The organism is Campylobacter sp. BCW_6871 (assembly GCF_001762325.1).
Classification (GTDB): Bacteria; Campylobacterota; Campylobacteria; order Campylobacterales; family Campylobacteraceae; genus Campylobacter_D; species Campylobacter_D jejuni.
Window position 1 is genome coordinate 1 of sequence record NZ_MJWQ01000039.1, and the last position, 1,253, is coordinate 1,253.

At 25.3% G+C, this 1,253-nt stretch carries 1 protein-coding gene and 1 pseudogene; both read left to right on the plus strand.

Annotated elements, in window-relative coordinates:
- Window positions 1-426: 426 nt before the first annotated feature.
- Window positions 427-546: pseudogene (locus AJ930_RS10495) on the plus strand (UvrD-helicase domain-containing protein); the annotation flags it as partial.
- A gap of 30 nt (window positions 547-576) precedes the next feature.
- Window positions 577-1,253, plus strand: a 677-nt coding sequence (locus AJ930_RS04055; RefSeq protein ID WP_261659489.1) for a 3'-5' exonuclease, incomplete at its 3' end; no start/stop codon positions are given.

Below are 1,253 nucleotides of genomic sequence, written 5' to 3' on the forward strand. Positions count from 1 at the left end.
ATAATTAAGAAAATTGACTAAAAAAGTCGTTTTTATATCGTTTATTTGCATTTCATCTTGATATTCTAATAAATATTCTACAAATTCTAGTAAAATACGCCTATAAAACAATAAAGTGTTCTTTAAATATATATTATCTATATAAATAAAATTTCATATAATCCGCATACAACATCAGAAATTGATAATAAATATTTATCTTGATTTATCTTATTGATGTTTTTAAGTTTTATTCCAACAATTTCATAAAACTTTAGTTTTATTGTATTTAATTTATCTTCAGTGTAAAAAATTTATATTTTGCAATTGGTCCTTCAAATAATTTTATAGATGTAAAATCTATATTTTCAAGTTCTTTGCTATACAAATAATTATTTATAACTTCTTTTAATTCAACTTACAAAACCAAAGCTAGAATATGATTTTATTTTAGCGGATGAAGCACAGGATATCAACGCTTGTGTTATCGACATTGTTCTTAACCAAAAGCAAGCTAAAAAAGTTTTTATAGGAGATACATTCCGAAGCATTTATAAATTCAGAGGCGCTGTAAATTCCTTAGAAGTATTAGCATCTATGCCAAAATCTCATATTTTATATCTAACTCAAAGCTTTAGATGCCCACAAAGCATAGCTACTATTGCCAATTCTTATTTGGGAATTTTAAATGCCCCAAGAGATTTTAAAGGAACGCTAAAACCAAGAAAGGGAAATGATGAAAATGAAGCAAAAGCTATAATATGTAGAACCAATGCTAAACTATTTGATATAGCAGTAGAAAATTTAAATAAAAAATTATTTTTTGTGGGAGGGGTGAATAGTTATAGTTTTGATGAGTTATTAGACATACAAAATCTTCTGTTTAAAAAACACAAATATATCAAAAATCAGTTTATTGCAAAATTTGCCGACTTAAAAGAACTTCTTGAATATATCAACGAAACTAAAGAGGTTGACTTAAAACAAAAAATATTTGTTCTTTTTAAATATGTACATAGCGATATTATAAAGCTTATCAAAGATATTGAAAAAAGCTGTGTTAAAAAACAAGAACAAGCTGATTTGATATTAAGTACAGGACATAAGAGCAAAGGTTTAGAGTGGAATAATGTTGAAATTATTGATGATTTTTTAAACATCAAGCAAGAACTTGAAGAAAGAGAACAAATTACCATAGCAAAAGAAGAATTAAATCTTTTGTATGTGGCAGTTACAAGAGCTAAAAATTCTTTAAACATTAACAAAGATTATTT